Here is a 17,249-nt window from a genome sequence, read left to right on the forward strand (position 1 = left end):
GCCAGATCGGGCGGGCAACCTTGTGGTACAAAAAGCGGTGCGCAGCCAAGGTGGGGATGACGTCCCAGCCCGCTTGTTCCGCATAGTCGAGAAAAGCGCCGACGGGCGTATGGCTTCCCTTCTAGACGGTCAGGATGTCATCGCCTGAGCTCAAGCCCCATTTTTCCCAGGCAACACGCGGAGTGGGTACCGGGGAAAAGCTGTTCGATTCATGGCTGATCATGCCGATCGCGACTCGTTTTTTCATAAGTACCTCCGATCCATGCAGTTGTATAAATTTTATCACAAAAAAGAAAAGCCGCTGTGGGCTTCCCTTTTTGCTGTGTTCGTTTGGCTTACCCGCGCGCCATGTACGTGAAGTGCTGGTCACTACACGACTTGCCAAATGAAACGGATTAGCAAAGCGGTAGTGTTCTGATCCCCCACATTAGCTGAGGCATTTCCGCAGTTCCAACGGAATCTCATCGACGTGTACTCTATTCTTGAGCGATCTAACACATCAGTTCAAGGCCAACTCAAATGTGGAACAAGCACAAATGGATGCGTAAATTTTCCAAGGGATATGATATGTTAGGAATGGAACAAAGAAGGGGGATGTCAGCAAATGAATCGATCTGGAAAAGTGATTCAAACGACCGAAAAGTATGGAGCGAAAAATTATCATCCGCTGCCGATTGTGATCTCGCAGGCAGAGGGTGTCTGGGTAGAAGACGCAGAAGGCAATCGATACATGGATATGTTGAGCGCCTATTCCGCACTCAACCAAGGACATCGTCATCCGAAGATCATTCAGGCGTTAAAAGACCAAGCGGACCGCGTCACGCTGACCTCACGGGCGTTTTACAACGACCAGTTGGGAGATTTTTACGAACAGATGTCAAAGGTGACGGGCAAAGAGATGATCTTGCCGATGAACACTGGGGCTGAAGCGGTTGAAACCGCTTTAAAAGCGGCGCGCAGATGGGGCTATTCGGTGAAACAGGTGCCGGAGAATCAGGCGGAGATCATCGTTTGTGAAGGTAACTTTCACGGAAGGACGATCACGATCACTTCGTTTTCTTCAGCTGAAGAGTACAAGCAAGGGTTTGGACCGTTCACCCCAGGGTTTCGAATGATCCCATACGGCGACATTGAGGCGCTTCGGGCAGCGATCAACCCAAACACTGTCGCTTTTCTCGTCGAACCGATCCAAGGCGAAGCTGGCATCATCATACCGCAAGATGGGTTCCTGAAAGCGGCGGAGGAGTTGTGCAAAGAACATCGCGTGCTGCTGTTGGCCGATGAAATCCAAACCGGCTTTGGCCGCACCGGCAAGATGTTCGCCTCCGATTGGGAAGATGTGAAACCGGACATGTACATCATGGGCAAAGCGCTAGGCGGCGGGGTGTTCCCTGTATCTGCCGTAGCGGCAGACAGCGAAGTGCTCAGCGTCTTTGAACCGGGCTCTCACGGCTCCACGTTTGGAGGCAATCCTCTGGCGGCAGCAGTCGCGCTCGCATCCGTACAAGTGGTGGAAGAAGAGCAGCTTCCACAGCGTTCGCTGGAGCTCGGCGCCTATTTTCTAGAGCGGTTGCGCGCCATTCAACATGAGACGATCCAAGAGATCCGCGGACGCGGACTGTTCATCGGGATTGAGCTGAACACAGCGGCGCGCCCCTTCTGCGAGAAACTGAAAGAACTGGGGCTGCTGTGCAAGGAAACGCATGAAACAACCATCCGTTTCGCACCGCCGCTCGTGATCACACGGGAAGAGTTGGACTGGGCGCTGGAGCGCATTGAGCAAGTGTTTGCATAAGCAAAGTAGTGCTGGATGCCGGATCGGTAGATGATCCGGCATTTTTGCGCTTTCCAGTCAAAAAACTCCGATGTTGAGAGCACTGCAAAACACAGCATAAAACCTGGAAACTAAACAGGTAGAGGTACGATCACTCGATGTAAATTGTTACAGCCGATTCTAAATGACCAAAGGTTGACGGATGTATTGACCACCATACATACCCTAGAACAGAAAAAGGACGCCTCTGAAAGATGTGCCACTGCGCCAACAGTTGCACCAGAGCCGTCCCCCAAAAAACCATATGGTTATAGTATCTCATTATCAATTTGAAGAAAAGCTTGGTGTTTTTCATACGGAGTGCAGAGAAGCATATTTACCCAATATGTAAGATGACTTATACACAAGCGGGAGTCGGAGGCGCGTAGGACGAAAGCCAATCGACGATCGGATCACCTACGTCATTCGTCGTTTTCGTTTCAAAGGTTGCGAGCGGATTCATCATGAATTACCGGATTTGCTCGCCCTGCCGGATCGGGTTCTCGATGCTTTCATGGAGCGAAAGTCATGAAATGGTAACAAAATTAGCCCAGTCGAGTCATATGGAGCGCTCTCGCTCCTCGTCTATAATCAACCTTGTAACAGGAGGTGACCACATGAAGAGATCGGAACGGGTTCTCTGTGTCTTGCCATTTCTGGTCTGTGCCTTTCTTTTTTCTGGAACTGCTCACGGGCAAAGTTCGGAGCGCCCGACCAACGTACAGGCTTTGATTGACAGTGCCAAGCCAGGCTCGACCGTTCAGCTTCCCCCAGGGTTGTATGAGGGACCTGTCGTCATCAGCAAGCCGTTGCAACTGCGCGGGAACGAGGCGCAACTGGTCAGGGCGTCTGACGCGCCGACAGATCAACCGTTGTTGCAGGTGAAGGCGAGCGGAGTTGTCGTGTCTGGGCTCATTTTGCAAGATGACCAAACGCCGCTCGTCTTGGAGGGTGATGCGAACGAAGTGACTAACACCTCGATCACGAGCAGGCAGACGGCGATCAAACTGATCAACGCCGATCACAACCTGTTGCAAAATTTGCAGATCAGGGGAACGGAACCGGAGCTAAACGACAGAGGGCATGGTATCGAACTGCGGCAGGCGAATGACAACCGCATCGAGAACTCACAGTTCCAGTTCGTCCAAGATGGAATCTATCTTGAGCACAGCGCCCGCAACCAGATCAGCCACAACCACATCACCGACTCCCGCTACGGGGTGCATCTGATGTTCACCGAGCGGTCACGAATCTCCGACAATCTATTGGAAAGAAACGTAACCGGTGCGATGGTGATGGAGGATGTCGGCAGCCACATTCTAAACAATAGGATTTTCAAACAGTCTGGGCACGTGCACTCGCAAGGTGTGCTGTTGTACAACGTGACGCATGCGAGCATTGCCAACAATCTGATCGCCGACAATCGCATCGGACTCTACGTAGACAGTTCCACTGCCAACTCGATCCTCGACAACGATATCTCCAACAATTTCTTGGGTGTGCTGATGACGGGGGCAACCGACAATGAACTGCGCGGCAACGTATGGAGCGGCAATGTCGTACAAGCGCAAGCGGTTGATAGCAGCAACAACCGCTTGTGGGCAAATTTCTGGGATACCCACCGTGGTTTGGATTTGAACGGCGACAATCTTTCGGAATTGCCGTATCTCGCCTCCCCCTTTTTCCTCGCCCTGACCGATGCGGTGCCTGCCTATCAGCTTTTCTTTCAGGCGCCTGGTTTTGCCGTGCTAGAAGAAATGTTCACCAGCAAGACCGATCATTGGCTGCAAGACACAGCTCCACTGCTGGCTGCACCCGATCATCCAGCAAACGAAGCACAGGCCGAGCCGCTCCCCAAGCGAGTGCTCTTCGTGTCTCTGCTCATGCTGGCGGCAGGAATACTGCCCTTTTGGAAAAATAGAATCTGGAGGTCTTCAATATGAAAAAACAAAACTTACTCTTCACCGCGCTTGCCGCACTGCTGATCAGCACGACGCTGAGCGGTTGTGGTACAAAAGAGGTGCAACCGGTAGCCGTTGACGAAAAAGTGGACAAATGCGCTATTTGTAACATGCTGGTAAAAGACGACAAATTTGCGGTCGAACTGGTACAAGAGAATGGGAAAGCGATGAAATTTGATGATATCGGTTGTTTGTTCGCCTGGGCAGCCAAAAATGGCACCGATCAGGTTCAACAACAGTTCGTCCGCGATTACAACACCGATGAGTGGGTCAAGATCGAAAAGGCTGCGTATGTGTTTCACAAGGACATCATGACACCGATGGCCTACAATGTAATCTCCTTCAAAGAAAAAGCGGATGCAGAAGCCTTTTTGAAACAGCATGGTCAAGGGAGCTTGCTGACCTACGACGATCTGACCAAGCATTCGTGGGAGATGAACAAAGAGATGATGAAAGAAAAGATGGAGCATAACCATTCCGGCTCGGGCATGTCTGGCATGTAAAGATGAACATCTGGATACTGGCCAAACGGGAGATGAAACTCGGGTTTCGCAATCCGTGGTCCTACTCATTTCTGGTCTTGTTCTTCCTGTTTAGTCTCGCCCTTTTGCTCATCCTGTCGGACGGCGGGCTCCACCTGCAAGGCTATACCCATTCAACTGGGATGATGATCAACTTTATCCTGTATCTGCTACCGCTGATGACGTTGTTGCTCGGCTCCTTTTCACTGACCTCCGAAAAAGAGGATGGGACATGGCGTTTGCTTTCCACCTATCCGCTCTCCTCTTTTTCCTTTTTGCTCGGAAAATTTATCGGTCTGTGCGCCGTCTTGCTGGCGATTCTCTGCGCTGGATTTGGTCTGTTCGGGATCATGGGCGCGTTGCTGAACCTTACAGTCAGTCTACAGCAGTTTCAGATTTTTATTTTCTTTTCCATCGCGGTGATGCTGATGTATCTGGGGCTTGCGATGCTGATCGGAACGCTGGCGAAAAACAGGTGGCAGGCGCTCACCGTATGCGTTGGCATTTGGTTTCTCACCGTGCTCGCCTGGCCGACGCTGTTGATCGGGATGCTCCAACTGCTGCCATATCCGGCCATCCAGCCAGTGCTCGGCCTGCTTACGCTCCTGAATCCAGCCGAGCTGGTGCGCATCGTGACGGTGATCAAAATCGGCGGCGGCTCTGTGTTCGGACCCGAATATTACCGCTTTGTCGAATGGGCGCAAGGAAGCTATGGCACGATCATCGCTACTCTGTACGGTTGTTTGTGGCTCATCGGGTTGACAGGTTTGGCCAGTAGGTTGTGGGAGAGAGGGCGCCATCATGACTGAGCATTATTTCGAAGTGGAAAATGTTAGCAAAACGATCAAAGGGAAGACGTTGCTCCACCCGCTGTCCTTTGCGCTGAGTGAGGGAAAGGTGCTCGCGCTCTGCGGGGGAAACGGGGCGGGGAAAAGCACGTTGCTCAAGATGATCGCGGGGATCAGTCGGCCCACGACCGGCACGATTCGGCTTATGAATATCGAGCCAGAGCGCGATCGGACTGCCTATGCGGAACGGCTCGGGTTTATGCCGGATGATTTTCAGTTTTCGGTCGGTTTGAGCGCTTGGGATACGTTGCAGTTTTACGCCGGATTGCGTGGAGTAGGCAAGCGGCGGGTTGCCGAAGTGTTGGAACGAGTGGGGCTTACCGCGGCGCGCAACCAATCGGTCACCTCCTTCTCCAAAGGAATGCGCCAACGCCTGCTGTTTGCCCAATCTCTGCTCGCAGAGCCCGCTTTGCTGGTTTTAGACGAGCCGACCAATGGGTTGGACCCCTTCTGGATGGAATCGTTCATCCATCTCCTCCAGGAAATCAAACAGGCGAAACAAACGGTCATCTTCTCCACGCACCAACTGGATGTGGCCACAGCTGCTGCCGATGAAGTGCTGTTCTTAAACGGCGGGAAAGCGATCAGTCAGGGCAGCGTTGCAAGCTACCTCCAACAATATCCGGTGCACGGGTTGACCGATGCATTTGCAGATTCTTTGCGCGGACAATACCACAAAGACCCCCTTCATTAGGAAAGGCTTCAAGATTGCAAACAAATGCCCTTCGTTGCTCGGCGCCAGAAGGACATTTTCCAATTGTTTGACCGTATGTAGAATCACAGTGGGCCTTTCACCCGCTTTTAGCTGATTTCCAAAGAACTCGATCAAAAAGAGCCCCGCTCCGCAGCAGGGCTCTTCGTTGATCAATTAGCGAAACGCTTTTTCCGCGATGTCTTTGCGGTAATGCACATCGGCGAAGTGCACCTGCTCCACCGTGCGATAGGCCGCTTCTTGGGCGGTTTTCAAATCTGCACCGAAGCCAGTCACACCCAGCACTCGACCGCCGTTGGTGGTGATGCCCGCTTCTGATTGCTTGGTGCCCGCATGGAAGATGACCGCCTCGTCGCTCGCTTGGTCGAGCCCGGTGATCAGATCGCCTTTGCGATAGTCGGCCGGATAGCCGCCTGCCGCCATGATCACGCAAACGGCAGCGCGATCGCTCCACGTCACTGCCAACTCTTCCAACGTGCCGTCGATCGTAGCGTTGAAGATGTCCAACAGGTCGGTTTCCAAACGCGGAAGCACCACTTGGGTCTCGGGATCGCCAAAACGAGCGTTAAATTCGATGACTTTCGGGCCATCGGCGGTGAGCATCAGGCCCACGTACAACGTGCCTTTGTATTGGCTACCGTTATTGGCGAGGAAGTAGATCACCGGACGGATGATCTTCTCTTCCACCGCTGCCAACAGCGCTTCGTCCACCACCGGAACTGGCGAATAGGTGCCCATCCCACCCGTATTCGGGCCTTGGTCTCCATCGTAGGCCGGCTTGTGATCTTGAGCTGGTGCCATCAGCTTGACGGTGTCGCCGGAGATGAAGGCCATCACCGTCGCTTCTTGGCCGCTCAGGAACTCTTCGACCACAACTTGTTTGCCCGAGTCACCAAACGCTTTGTCTTTCATCATCAGGTCGATCGCCGCATCCGCTTCGGCGATCGTGTGGGCGACGACTACGCCTTTTCCTGCGGCTAGACCGTCCGCTTTGATCACGATCGGAGCTCCTTGCGCACGGACGTATTCTTTGGCCGCTTCCAATTCGCCAAAATAGGCCGAAGCAGCAGTCGGCACATTGGCAATCGCCATCACTTCTTTGGCGAACGCTTTCGAACCTTCGATCAGCGCGGCTCCTTTGCGCGGGCCGTAGATGCGCAAGCCCCGTTTTTCAAATTCATCAACGATGCCGAGCAACAGCGCCGCTTCTGGACCGACGACGGTCAGTTCGATGCCTTCCGCCTCGGCAAAGTCGGCGAGTGCCTGCACATCTTCTGCGGAGATGTTCACACAGGTTGCCAGCTGCGCGATGCCAGGGTTTCCCGGCGCGCAGTACAACTTGGGCTGCTGTGGTGACTGCGCCAGTTTCCAGATGATCGCATGCTCGCGGCCACCGCCGCCTACCACTAGGACTTTCATCAACTCAGCCTCCCTTTCTCTCGTTTGGTTTAGTGTTTAAAATGACGAACGGACGTGAAGATCATCGCGATCCCCGCCTCATCTGCCGCCGCAATCGAGTCTGCATCTTTGATCGAACCGCCCGGCTGAACGATGGCGGTCACACCTGCCGCCGCGGCCGCTTGCACCGTATCTGCCATCGGGAAGAACGCATCGGATGCCAACACGGAACCTTTGGCTAGGTCGCCCGCTTGCTCGATGGCGATCTTCGCCGCACCGACGCGGTTCATTTGCCCAGCACCAACCCCGACCGTGCGGTCTGCGCCAGCCAGCACGATCGCATTCGATTTGACATGCTTGACCACTTTCCACGCGAACAGCAACTGCTTCATCTCTTCGCTGGTCGGCTGGCGTTTGGTCACCACTTGGACGTCCGTTTCGGTGACCGTTTGCAAGTCGAGGTCTTGGATCAAAAGCCCGCCCTGCACTTTCTGGGTGGTGCGCGGTGTGCCAAGCGCCGGGATGCCGCCTTGCGGGGTCATCTCGACGGTCATGACGCGGAGGTTTTTCTTTTGGGTCAACAGCTCGAGCGCCCCGGTGGTGTAGGACGGCGCGAGGATGATTTCGAGAAACAGTTCGCTCATCTTTTGCGCGGTCTGAAGGTCCACTTCACGATTCAGCGCGACGATGCCACCGAAGATCGACACGGGGTCCGCTTCGTACGCTTTGATGTACGCGTCCAAGATGGTTTCAGCAATGCCGACCCCGCACGGGTTGGTATGCTTGATCGCCACCACAGCCGGCTCGTTGAACTCTTGAACGATCGCAAGCGCGGCGTTGGCATCGTTAATGTTATTATAAGACAATTCTTTGCCGTGCAGTTGCTTTGCACCTGCAATCGTGTGCGAAGCCGCACCCGGCTCGGCATAAAAAGCGGCCTGTTGATGCGGGTTCTCGCCGTAGCGCAGGTCTTGCACCTTTTCGTAGGTGACGGTCAGGCGTTCTGGAAACGCTTCGCCTGTCGCTTGCGTGAGGTACTGCGAGATCAGCGCGTCATACGCTGCCGTGTGGCGGAACACTTTGGTCGCCAAGCCCAATTTTTCGGCACGGGTCAGCGGGTTGTCGTTGTCGAGCCCATCGATGATCCGCGCATAGTCGCCGCTATCGACGACGACGGCAACGTCCTGATAGTTTTTCGCCGCAGCCCGCAACATCGACGGACCGCCGATGTCGATGTTTTCGATCGCTTCTTCAAACGTTACGTTCGGCTTTTCAATCGTGGCTTGGAACGGGTAGAGGTTGACGATCACATAGTCGATCGGCTTGATGTCGAGCCCCTCAATCGCTCCCATGTGCTCGTCGTTGGCACGGATGGCGAGCAGGCCGCCGAAGATGTTCGGGTGGAGCGTCTTGACGCGGCCATCCATGATTTCCGGAAAGCCTGTGATGTCCGAAATGTTGGTCACGGGCACACCCGCTCCGTGCAGCAGTTTGTGCGTGCCGCCTGTGGAGACGACTTCGACGTCGTGGCTGACGAACGCTTGAGCCAGTTCGATGACACCCGTTTTATCCGATACCGAGATCAGTGCGCGTTTCATAGATTTAGTTCCTCCGTTCTCTCTTCCACTACTTTTTCTCTGTCTCGATTTTGCCGTTCACAAGCTGTAACTGCCCGGTCAAAAATTGTGCCGCCACTTCTGGCAGCAACCGATGTTCCGCAGCATGAATCTTCGCTTCCAGCGTTTCGAGCGTATCTTCCGGAGCGATCCAGACCGTCTCTTGACGGATGATCGGGCCGGTATCCACGCCTTCATCTATAAAATGCACCGTGACGCCCGTGTACTTCACGCCCGCTTCGAACGCGTCGCGAATCGCGTGCAGCCCTGGAAACAGCGGGAGCAAAGAAGGATGCAGGTTGATCGTCCGCCCCGCATACGCTTCCAAAAACGTCGGGCCACAGATGCGCAAATAGCCAGCCAGCACGACATACTCCACACCGCGCGCGCGCAGATCGGCGACAAGTTGTGCCTCATACGCCGCTTTATTTACGAACTCTTTCGGTGAATAAACGAGCACAGGAACCTCCGCTGCCTCTGCTCGTTCGATCACCTTCGCCCCTGGTCGGTCACAGACGAGGCAGGCCAGTTCGGCGTCAATTTTTCCTGCCCGCACCCAATTGATCAGGACCTGGGCATTCGACCCAGATCCTGATGCCAAAATTGCAAACTTCGCCATATGCTTAGATCCCCTTCAACTGTACGTCGTGCGGACCTTCGATGATCGCGCCGATGATGTTCGCTTCTTCGCCGAGCGCTTCGGCTGCTGCCACCACGTCTTTCGCTTGCGCTTCTGGCAGGATCAAGATCATGCCGATGCCCATGTTGAAGGTGCGGAACAGGTCAAACGTCTCGATGTTGCCGAGGCGACGCATCGTGTTAAACACCGGCTGAATCGGCCACGACCCGACTTGAATCTCCGCCGACAACCCTTCCGGCAACGCCCGCGGGATATTTTCCAAAAATCCGCCCCCGGTGATGTGTGCCATCGCGTGGATGTCGAAGCGCTCGAGCAGTGCCAAGATCGTTTTCACATAAATCTTGGTCGGGGTGAGCAGCACTTCACCGAGCGGCTGCCCGATCTCCGGGAACACATGGTCGAGCGAATATTCGTTGTCGCCGAAGAACAGCTTGCGCACCAACGAGTAACCGTTGGAGTGGATGCCGCTGGAGGACAGGCCGATGATCAGGTCGCCCGCTTGGACGTTTGCGATGTCGATCAGTTTGTCTTTGTCCACCACGCCGACCGTAAATCCGGCGATGTCATATTCCCCGTCCTGATACATGCCCGGCATCTCGGCCGTCTCGCCGCCGATCAGCGCACAGCCTGACTGCTCACAGCCGTCGGCGATGCCTTTGACGATGCTTTCGATCGTCTCCGGAACCACTTTGCCCGTCGCGAGGTAGTCGAGGAAAAAGAGCGGTTCAGCGCCCATCACCACGATGTCGTTGACGCACATCGCCACCGCATCGATGCCGATCGTGTCATGCTTGTCCATCGCAAAGGCGAGCTTCAACTTCGTGCCGACACCGTCGGTGCCGGAGACGAGCATGGGGTTTTTATATTTGGATACGTCGAGCTGGAACCCGCCGCCAAATCCGCCGAGCATCGTCGCCACTTCCGGGCGCATCGTGCGCGCCACGTGGGATTTCATGCGGTTGACCGCTTCGTTGCCCGCGTCGATATCGACGCCCGCCGCTTTGTACAGTTCGCTCATCTTGTATCCTCCTAGCGATCCATGATCGATTTGGTCAGGTCTTCATACACTTCGGTCGGGTATTTCCCGTTGAAACAAGCGTTGCAATGCCCGTGCTCTTTGCCGTCCATGATGCCAAACGCCTGCATCATCGTGGCTTCGGTCAGGAAAGCGAGCGTGTCCGCACCGATGTACTCGCGAATCTGCTCGACCGATTTATTCGAAGCGATCAGCTCATGGCGAGCCGATGTGTCGATACCGTAGAAGCAGGAATGGGTGACAGGCGGCGAGGCGATGCGCACATGCACTTCGACCGCTCCCGCTTCGCGCAGCATGGTGACGATGCGGCCCGAGGTGGTGCCACGCACGATCGAGTCGTCGATCATCACGACGCGCTTGCCTTCAACGATCTTGCGCACCGCGTTCAGCTTGAGCTTAACACCGCGCGCGCGCAGTTCTTGGCTCGGTTGGATGAAGGTGCGGCCAACGTAGCGGTTTTTGATCAGCCCGATCTCATAAGGGATGCCCGATTCTTCGGCATAGCCGATCGCCGACGAGATCGAAGAGTCTGGCACGCCGATGACGACGTCCGCTTCGACCGGATGTTCCCGGTAGAGCAGTTTGCCAAAATCTTTGCGCACCGCATGGACGTTAAAACCGTCGATGTCCGAGTCGGGACGCGCGAAATAGATGTATTCGAACGTGCAGAGCGCGCGCTTGGCCGAGCCTGCAAAGCGGGTCGATTCCACTCCGTCTTTGGAGATGATCAGCATTTCGCCTGGCTCGATGTCGCGGACGAACTCAGCGCCGATCGTATCGAAGGCGCAGGACTCGGACGACACGCAGTACGCATCACCAATTTTGCCGAGCACCATCGGACGCAGGCCGTTCGCATCGCGCATCGCATACAGCTTGTCATCGGTCAGGATGCAGAACGCATAGGCTCCTTTGACGATCGACAGCGCTTCCCGAATGTTGTCCGCCATGTCGGTGTGGCCGGAGCGAGCGATCAGATGTGCGACCACTTCGGTGTCAGAAGTCGATTGGAAAATGGCACCGCGGTGCTCCAAGAAGCTGTGCAGTTGGTGGGCATTGACCAAGTTGCCGTTGTGAGCCAGCGCCATGTTGCCGCGCTGGAAATTGAACACCAGCGGCTGTGCGTTGATCAGTTGCGAAACGCCAGTCGTCGAGTAGCGCACATGGCCGACCGCCGCATGGCCTTTGGAAAGACGAGGCATGGCCTCGTTCGGAATCGCTTCCGACACGAGACCCATGCCTTTTTGATGATACAGTTTGAGACCGTCAACGGTCGCAATCCCCGCCGACTCTTGACCGCGGTGTTGGAGCGCTACGAGCGCGAAGTAGGTGAGCTGTGCCGCATTTTCATGGCCAAAGATAGCGAACACGCCGCATTCTTCATGCCATTTGTCGAACAGCTCGTCGTCCGTCATGTCCAGGTTTAGTTCATCAGACATGGGATTGCTCCTTTCCACGTAGCTTGCAGATGCTCCACCTTGTCGTCGATAACGGTCGTGCCGTTGACGCGGATCGTCAAGCTGTCCCCGCTGAGGATGCCGAGCGCGGTCAGCGAAGCGGAGTGTTCTGCCATCAGCGCTTCGAAAGCGGCTTCGTTCTCCTGCTTCACTTCGACGAGGATGCGGGATGCCGCTTCCCCAAACAGCACTTCATCCAGTCGTTGCTGGGATGTGATGTCGATGCTGGCACCGATCTGACCGCCGATCGCCGATTCGGCCAGCGCGATAGCGAGACCGCCTTCTGCAAGGTCGTGTGCCGCTTCAATCAGGCCGGATTGGATGGCGGTGAGCGTCGCTTGTTGCACCGTTTTTTCCACGTTCAGGTCGAGCGGCGGCGCATCGCCCGCCACCGCGCCATGCACGACGCGCAGGTACTCGGAACCACCGATCTGACCGTTTTCGGCCGGGCCGATCAGGTAGATTTTGTTGCCCGACGCTTTGAACGATTGGGTGGTGATGTGCGCGGTGTCTTCGATCAGACCGACCATGCCGATGATCGGCGTCGGGTAGATATCGACATCGTTCGTCTGGTTGTACAGTGAGACGTTGCCGGAGATGACCGGGGTGCTCAGCACGCGGCACGCTTCGGAGATGCCCGCACAGCTTTCTTCGAACTGGTAGAAAATCTCCGGTTTCTCCGGCGACGAGTAGTTGAGGCAGTCGGTGACAGCCAGCGGTTTCGCGCCGGAGCAGATCAGGTTGCGCGCCGATTCTGCAATCGTGTGCGCGCCGCCGAGGTACGGATTGAGATAGACGTAACGACCGTTGCCATCGGTGCTCATCGCCAGCGCCTTTTGAGTGCCGCGAATGGAGACGACCGCAGCGTCGGAGCCTGGACGCACGACGGTGTTGGTGCGAACCATGTAATCATATTGCTGATAGACGTATTCTTTCGACGCGATGGTCGGCGTGCGCAACAGTTCATGCAAGGTGTCGGTCAGGCTGGTCGGAACGCTAACGCTCGACGGGTCAAAGGCGAGCGTGGCGTCGAGATAGGCCGGACGCTGGGACGGACGGTGGTAGACGGGCGCATCATCGACGAGCGTGGAGACGACGATTTCAGCCACCGTTTCCTCGCCCCACTTCAGGCGCAACTTGCTGTCGTCTGTCACGCGACCGATGACGGCCGCTTCCAGACCCCATTTTTCAAAAATCTCCGTGGCGATGTGCTCTTTGCCTTTTTCCATGACGACGAGCATCCGCTCTTGCGATTCGGACAGCATCATTTCATACGGCGTCATGCCTTCTTCGCGGCACGGCACTTTCGTCATGTCAAGCTCGATGCCAGAGCCGGCGCGGGCTGCCATCTCCGAGGAAGAGGAGGTCAGGCCAGCCGCCCCCATATCTTGGATGCCGATCACATCGCCCGTCGCGATCAGTTCGAGGCAAGCTTCGAGCAACAATTTCTCCATGAACGGGTCACCGACTTGCACAGCCGAACGCTCTTTGCTGTGCGGATCTTCGGTCGAGGCGAACGTCGCGCCGTGAATTCCGTCGCGACCTGTGCGCGCGCCGACCGCAAGCACCGGGTTGCCGACGCCGCTCGCGAAGCCTTTGGCGATCTGGTCGTGAGTCATCAGGCCGACACACATCGCGTTGACCAGCGGGTTGTGGCGGTAGCGATCATCAAAGACAACTTCGCCGCCGACCGTCGGGATGCCGATGCAGTTGCCATACCCGGCGATGCCTGCGACCACGTTGGAGAACAGGTAGCGGTTGTGCACATTGTCATCGCCTTCGATTTCGCCAAAGCGCAACGAGTTGAGCAGCGCGATCGGACGCGCACCCATCGTGAAGACGTCGCGGATGATCCCGCCCACTCCGGTCGCCGCCCCTTGGTACGGTTCGATGGCGGACGGGTGGTTGTGCGACTCGATCTTGAAGGAGACGGCGAGGTTGTCACCGATGTCGATGATCCCGGCGTTCTCCCCCGGCCCTTGCAAGACGTGCGGGGCTGTGGTCGGGAACTTTTTCAAGACCGGGCGGGACGATTTATAGGAGCAGTGTTCGGACCACATGACCGAATAAATGCCCGTCTCCGTATAGTTAGGCTGACGGCCCATCAGGGTGACGATGCGGTCATACTCTTCATCGTTCAGTCCGAACGTGCGATAGATTTTTTCTTCAGCAATTTGCTTAGGAGTCGGTTCGTTACGCACCTTGTTTGTCCCTCCATGCTTTCAGAATCGACGTGAATAGCGCTTTGCCATCTTCGGAGCCGAGCAATTGATGGACGGCGCGCTCCGGGTGCGGCATCATGCCCAGCACGTTGCCAGCTTCATTGCAGACCCCGGCGATGCGCTCCAGCGAGCCGTTCGGATTGTGCTCATAGTAACGGAAAACGATCTGATTGTTCGCTTTCATCCGGGACAAAGTCTCTTCGTCCACATGGTAGTTGCCTTCGCCATGCGCGATCGGGATGTGGATCACTTGGCCTTGTGCGTAGTCGGACGTAAACGGCGTGCTGTTGTTCTCGACGACGAGCGGTGAGATCGCACAGCGAAATTGCAGGTGGTCGTTGTGGCGCAACGCGCCCGGCAGGAGCCCCGATTCGGTGAGAATCTGGAAACCGTTGCAGATCCCGATGATAAATTTGCCCTCGGCAGCAGCCTGTTTGACCGCTTCCATCACAGGCGAAAAGCGGGCGATCGCACCGCAGCGCAGGTAGTCCCCGTAGGAGAAGCCACCCGGAACGATAATCGCATCATAGCCGGAGAGATCGGTGGTCGTGTGCCAGACCGGTTCGACCGCTTCGCCCAGCACGTCTTCCACCGCTTTCACCGCGTCGATGTCACAGTTGGAACCCGGAAAAACCAGGACGGCGAACTTCATCGTTTAGGCCTCCACAAGTTCAAATTCGTATTTTTCGATCACAGTGTTTGCCAGCAGTTTTTCACACATGTCGGTCACACGCGCTTCCGCTTGGGCGCGATCTGCCGTGTCGAGCTTCAGTTCGAGAAACTTGCCGATGCGTACATCCTGTACTTCCGCGTAGCCCAGCGCATGCAGCGACTTGGTGACGGCGGTGCCTTGCGGGTCGAGAACGGACTGTTTAAGCGTGACGTGAATGCGAGCGGTGATCATACTTCGACTCCTCCTAAGCGGCGCAGCATTTCTTGATAGGCTTCTTCCACATCGCCCATGTCGCGGCGGAAACGGTCTTTGTCCAGCTTTTCGTTGGTGTCCGCATCCCAGAAGCGGCAAGTGTCGGGCGAAATCTCATCGGCCAGCAGCAATTCGCCTTGCGGGGTGATACCGAATTCGAGTTTGAAATCGACCAATTTGACGTTGCGGTCTTTGAGGTAGTTGATCAGGATGTCGTTGATCTGACGGCCATACGCGGCCATCTGCGCCACCGTCTCCGGGGTCGCCAGCTCCAGCACGTCGATGTGCGAGTCATTGATCAGCGGGTCGCCGAGGTCGTCGTCTTTGTAGTAGAACTCGACAACCGCTTTCGGCAGGACGGTCCCTTCGGCGAGGCCGAGGCGTTTGGCAAGCGATCCGGCCGCAATGTTGCGGACGACAACTTCAAGCAACACAATTTCGACTTTTTTGACCAGTTGCTCGTTGTCGTTCAACTTGGAGATGAAGTGGGTCGGAATGTTGTGCTTTTCGAGCATCTCCATAAAGATGGTGGAGATGGCGTTGTTCAGTTGGCCTTTGCCAGTGATGGTGCCTTTCTTTTCGCCGTTGAATGCGGTGGCATCATCTTTGTATTCGACAATATATTGATCCGGGTGTTCGGTATGGTAAACGCGTTTTGCTTTGCCTTCGTAAAGCATTTCGCCTTTGGTTGTCATGGTAGAACTCCTCCTCTTGATCAAAACACCGGGACTCACTCCCCGCCTCCTCTCGGTCAAGGGATGGAGGCGGTCCGGCAGTAAAGTCCCGGATTTTTTATATTTGATTACAGGCCAAGACGGTCAAAGATGGTATCGACGTGTTTGAGATGCCAGTTGTAATCGAAGCAGTCATCCAGTTCGGCTGGCGAGAGGTGAGACGTGATCACCGCATCGCTTTCCACGATTTCGCGGAAGGAGCGCTGTTCTTCCCACGACTGCATCGCACGAGCTTGTACCGTGTCGTATGCCGTCTCGCGGGTCAGCCCTTTGTCGATCAGAGCGAGCAGGACGCGCTGGGAGTAGATCAATCCGTACGTGCGATCCATGTTGCGCTTCATGTTCTCCGGGAACACGGTCAGGTCTTTGATGATGCGGATCATCTTGCGCAGCATGTAGTTGACCAGAATCGTGCTGTCCGGGATGATCACGCGCTCGACGGAGGAGTGCGAGATGTCGCGCTCATGCCAGAGCGGTACGTTTTCATAAGCGGCCAGCGAGTTGCCGCGCAGAATGCGGGCGAGACCGGACACTTGCTCACAGGAGACCGGATTGCGCTTGTGCGGCATCGCCGAGGAGCCTTTTTGCCCTTTGTAGAACGGCTCTTCCGCTTCGCGGAATTCGGTTTTTTGCAAGGCGCGAATCTCAGTGGCGATCTTGTCCAAGGTGCAGCCGATGATCGCCAGCGTGCTCATGTAATGTGCGTGGCGGTCGCGCTGCAAAGTCTGGGTCGAGATCGGTGACGCTTTCAGGCCGAGCTTTTCGCAAACGAACTGCTCGACGAACGGGTCGATGTTCGCATAGGTGCCGACCGCACCCGACATTTTGCCGTATTCGATCGTTTCGGTCGCTTGATTGAAGCGTTCAAGGTTGCGCTTCATCTCTTCGAACCAAAGGCCGACTTTCAGACCGAACGTGGTCGGCTCGGCATGCACGCCGTGCGTACGACCCATCATCACGGTGTATTTGTGCTCTTTCGCCTTGGTGCCGAGCACCTCGATGAAGTCTTCGATGTCTTGGCGAATGATCTGGTTGGCTTGACGAATCTGGCTGGACAACGCCGTATCGACAACGTCTGTCGAGGTCAGACCGTAATGCACCCACTTCGACTCATCGCCGAGCGATTCGGAGACCGCACGGGTGAATGCCACCACGTCATGACGGGTCGATTCTTCGATCTCCAAGATGCGCTCGACGGTGAAGGTAGCTTTTTCACGGATCAGTTTGACATCCTCTTTGGGGATGATGCCCAATTCTGCCCATGCTTCGCAAGCGAGAATTTCTACTTCGAGCCAATTGGCGAAGCGATTGTGCAGCTCCCATATTTTACCCATTTCCGGTAAGGTGTAACGATCGATCACAGTTGGTT

Annotated in this window: 16 protein-coding genes and 1 pseudogene; 6 read left to right on the forward strand and 11 right to left on the reverse strand. The window is 55.7% G+C overall.

What is annotated here, in order from left to right; translation table 11 throughout:
- Window positions 1–121: 121 nt before the first annotated feature.
- Complete coding sequence (locus CIG75_RS20960; protein ID WP_172844484.1) at window positions 122–247, reverse strand: M81 family metallopeptidase; 126 nt, start codon at window positions 245–247, stop codon at window positions 122–124.
- Between the two features lie 357 nt (window positions 248–604).
- Here CIG75_RS20960 and CIG75_RS18620 point away from each other — a divergent pair, with 357 nt between their 5' ends.
- The 6 genes and pseudogenes from CIG75_RS18620 (at window position 605) to CIG75_RS18640 (ending at window position 5,837) form a co-directional block, all read left to right on the forward strand.
- On the forward strand, window positions 605–1,795 hold the full coding sequence (locus tag CIG75_RS18620) for an ornithine--oxo-acid transaminase (protein ID WP_094237981.1): 1,191 nt from the start codon (window positions 605–607) through the stop codon (window positions 1,793–1,795).
- Window positions 1,796–2,180: 385 nt separating this feature from the next.
- Window positions 2,181–2,345: pseudogene (locus CIG75_RS21660) on the forward strand (DUF6431 domain-containing protein); the annotation flags it as partial.
- 85 nt (window positions 2,346–2,430) lie between these two features.
- Complete coding sequence (locus CIG75_RS18625) at window positions 2,431–3,756, forward strand: right-handed parallel beta-helix repeat-containing protein (RefSeq protein ID WP_157729645.1); 1,326 nt, start codon at window positions 2,431–2,433, stop codon at window positions 3,754–3,756.
- Window positions 3,753–4,277: a nitrous oxide reductase accessory protein NosL gene (locus CIG75_RS18630; RefSeq protein WP_094237983.1), complete on the forward strand. Its 525-nt coding sequence runs from the start codon at window positions 3,753–3,755 to the stop codon at window positions 4,275–4,277. The genes CIG75_RS18625 and CIG75_RS18630 overlap by 4 nt, the downstream gene beginning before the upstream one ends.
- Window positions 4,278–4,279: 2 nt before the next feature.
- A complete protein-coding gene (locus CIG75_RS18635) occupies window positions 4,280–5,104 on the forward strand; it encodes an ABC transporter permease (RefSeq protein ID WP_094237984.1) in 825 nt (274 codons plus the stop codon).
- Complete coding sequence (locus CIG75_RS18640) at window positions 5,097–5,837, forward strand: ABC transporter ATP-binding protein (RefSeq protein WP_094237985.1); 741 nt, start codon at window positions 5,097–5,099, stop codon at window positions 5,835–5,837. The genes CIG75_RS18635 and CIG75_RS18640 overlap by 8 nt, the downstream gene beginning before the upstream one ends.
- Before the next feature lie 174 nt (window positions 5,838–6,011).
- Here CIG75_RS18640 and purD read toward each other — a convergent pair whose 3' ends face one another.
- The 10 genes from purD to purB all read right to left on the reverse strand — a co-directional run bounded on the left by purD (window position 6,012) and on the right by purB (window position 17,241).
- The gene (gene purD, locus CIG75_RS18645) at window positions 6,012–7,274 is read right to left on the reverse strand and encodes a phosphoribosylamine--glycine ligase (protein ID WP_094237986.1); all 1,263 of its coding nucleotides are present in this window, start codon (window positions 7,272–7,274) and stop codon (window positions 6,012–6,014) included.
- A 29-nt stretch (window positions 7,275–7,303) separates the two neighbouring features.
- Complete coding sequence (gene purH, locus CIG75_RS18650; protein ID WP_094237987.1) at window positions 7,304–8,851, reverse strand: bifunctional phosphoribosylaminoimidazolecarboxamide formyltransferase/IMP cyclohydrolase; 1,548 nt, start codon at window positions 8,849–8,851, stop codon at window positions 7,304–7,306.
- A gap of 28 nt (window positions 8,852–8,879) precedes the next feature.
- A complete protein-coding gene (gene purN, locus CIG75_RS18655) occupies window positions 8,880–9,488 on the reverse strand; it encodes a phosphoribosylglycinamide formyltransferase (RefSeq protein WP_094237988.1) in 609 nt (202 codons plus the stop codon).
- Between the two features lie 4 nt (window positions 9,489–9,492).
- Window positions 9,493–10,527 (reverse strand): phosphoribosylformylglycinamidine cyclo-ligase, encoded by a 1,035-nt coding sequence (gene purM, locus CIG75_RS18660; protein ID WP_094237989.1) that lies wholly within the window; start codon window positions 10,525–10,527, stop codon window positions 9,493–9,495.
- An 11-nt stretch (window positions 10,528–10,538) separates the two neighbouring features.
- Complete coding sequence (gene purF, locus CIG75_RS18665; RefSeq protein WP_094238492.1) at window positions 10,539–11,957, reverse strand: amidophosphoribosyltransferase; 1,419 nt, start codon at window positions 11,955–11,957, stop codon at window positions 10,539–10,541.
- An 8-nt stretch (window positions 11,958–11,965) separates the two neighbouring features.
- Window positions 11,966–14,200 carry a phosphoribosylformylglycinamidine synthase subunit PurL gene (gene purL / locus CIG75_RS18670; RefSeq protein WP_172844485.1) on the reverse strand — a complete coding sequence of 745 codons (2,235 nt, stop codon included), beginning with the start codon at window positions 14,198–14,200 and terminating at the stop codon, window positions 11,966–11,968.
- Window positions 14,193–14,873, reverse strand: coding sequence for a phosphoribosylformylglycinamidine synthase subunit PurQ (purQ, locus tag CIG75_RS18675; RefSeq protein WP_094237990.1), 681 nt, complete (start codon window positions 14,871–14,873; stop codon window positions 14,193–14,195). Before purQ ends, purL begins: the two co-directional genes overlap by 8 nt.
- Window positions 14,874–14,876: 3 nt before the next feature.
- Complete coding sequence (gene purS / locus CIG75_RS18680; protein ID WP_094237991.1) at window positions 14,877–15,125, reverse strand: phosphoribosylformylglycinamidine synthase subunit PurS; 249 nt, start codon at window positions 15,123–15,125, stop codon at window positions 14,877–14,879.
- The gene (purC, locus tag CIG75_RS18685; RefSeq protein WP_094237992.1) at window positions 15,122–15,841 is read right to left on the reverse strand and encodes a phosphoribosylaminoimidazolesuccinocarboxamide synthase; all 720 of its coding nucleotides are present in this window, start codon (window positions 15,839–15,841) and stop codon (window positions 15,122–15,124) included. The genes purS and purC overlap by 4 nt, the downstream gene beginning before the upstream one ends.
- 107 nt (window positions 15,842–15,948) lie before the next feature.
- Window positions 15,949–17,241: an adenylosuccinate lyase gene (gene purB / locus CIG75_RS18690; RefSeq protein WP_094237993.1), complete on the reverse strand. Its 1,293-nt coding sequence runs from the start codon at window positions 17,239–17,241 to the stop codon at window positions 15,949–15,951.
- Window positions 17,242–17,249 lie beyond the last annotated feature (8 nt).

It is taken from the genome of Tumebacillus algifaecis (genome assembly GCF_002243515.1).
Classification (GTDB): Bacteria; Bacillota; Bacilli; order Tumebacillales; family Tumebacillaceae; genus Tumebacillus_A; species Tumebacillus_A algifaecis.

Coding starts and splice junctions, on each gene's coding strand:
- purD (WP_094237986.1), bottom strand. CDS start 7,274: ATGAAAGTCCTAGTGGTAGGCGGCGGTGGCCGCGAGCATGCGATCATC.
- CIG75_RS20960 (WP_172844484.1), bottom strand. CDS start 247: ATGAAAAAACGAGTCGCGATCGGCATGATCAGCCATGAATCGAACAGC.
- purF (WP_094238492.1), bottom strand. CDS start 11,957: ATGACGGACGACGAGCTGTTCGACAAATGGCATGAAGAATGCGGCGTG.
- purS (WP_094237991.1), bottom strand. CDS start 15,125: ATGATCACCGCTCGCATTCACGTCACGCTTAAACAGTCCGTTCTCGAC.
- purC (WP_094237992.1), bottom strand. CDS start 15,841: ATGACAACCAAAGGCGAAATGCTTTACGAAGGCAAAGCAAAACGCGTT.
- CIG75_RS18635 (WP_094237984.1), top strand. CDS start 4,280: ATGAACATCTGGATACTGGCCAAACGGGAGATGAAACTCGGGTTTCGC.
- CIG75_RS18620 (WP_094237981.1), top strand. CDS start 605: ATGAATCGATCTGGAAAAGTGATTCAAACGACCGAAAAGTATGGAGCG.
- CIG75_RS18625 (WP_157729645.1), top strand. CDS start 2,431: ATGAAGAGATCGGAACGGGTTCTCTGTGTCTTGCCATTTCTGGTCTGT.
- purN (WP_094237988.1), bottom strand. CDS start 9,488: ATGGCGAAGTTTGCAATTTTGGCATCAGGATCTGGGTCGAATGCCCAG.
- purQ (WP_094237990.1), bottom strand. CDS start 14,873: ATGAAGTTCGCCGTCCTGGTTTTTCCGGGTTCCAACTGTGACATCGAC.
- CIG75_RS18640 (WP_094237985.1), top strand. CDS start 5,097: ATGACTGAGCATTATTTCGAAGTGGAAAATGTTAGCAAAACGATCAAA.
- CIG75_RS18630 (WP_094237983.1), top strand. CDS start 3,753: ATGAAAAAACAAAACTTACTCTTCACCGCGCTTGCCGCACTGCTGATC.
- purM (WP_094237989.1), bottom strand. CDS start 10,527: ATGAGCGAACTGTACAAAGCGGCGGGCGTCGATATCGACGCGGGCAAC.
- purH (WP_094237987.1), bottom strand. CDS start 8,851: ATGAAACGCGCACTGATCTCGGTATCGGATAAAACGGGTGTCATCGAA.